At 59.8% G+C, this 482-nt stretch carries 1 protein-coding gene; it reads left to right on the top strand.

Annotation, left to right across the window (positions count from 1 at the left end):
• The coding region (locus J2D77_RS17120; protein ID WP_207847744.1) for an Hcp family type VI secretion system effector at positions 1-482 on the top strand (482 nt) is incomplete at both ends.

Raw genomic sequence — 482 nt, 5'->3', positions numbered from 1 at the left:
TATGGCTATTTACATCAAATACAGCAGCCCGGACGTGAAGGGCGATGTCACCACCTCCGGCTTCGAGAACCAGATTGAGGTTCACAACTTCCAGTGGGGCGTCGGTCGCGGCATCGGCTCGCCGACCGGTGCTTCGGGCAACCGCGAAGCCAGCACACCCAGCATCTCTGAAATCACGGTCAGCAAGAATCAGGACAACGCCAGCGGTGGCCTGCTGAAGGAAGCGCTGAGCAGCGGCGGCAAGGCGAAGCTTGTCATTTCCTTCGTGCGCACCGACCAGGGGGGTGCTGACTCCTATCTGGAAGTGACGCTGACCGACACCATGATCAGCGGCTACAGCCTGTCCAGCGGCGGGGATCGCCCCAGCGAGAGCATTTCCTTCAACTTCACCAAGATCGAGGCCAAGTTCACCCCGATCAAGGATGATGGCAGCAAGGGCTCCCCGTTCCCCGTCACATACGATCTGGGGCAGCAGAAACTGA

Origin of the sequence: Acetobacter garciniae (assembly GCF_017377735.1) — a bacterium.
GTDB lineage: Bacteria > Pseudomonadota > Alphaproteobacteria > Acetobacterales > Acetobacteraceae > Acetobacter > Acetobacter garciniae.
Note: the sequence above shows the minus strand (reverse complement) of the source record. Positions and strands in the feature narration are given on the sequence as shown.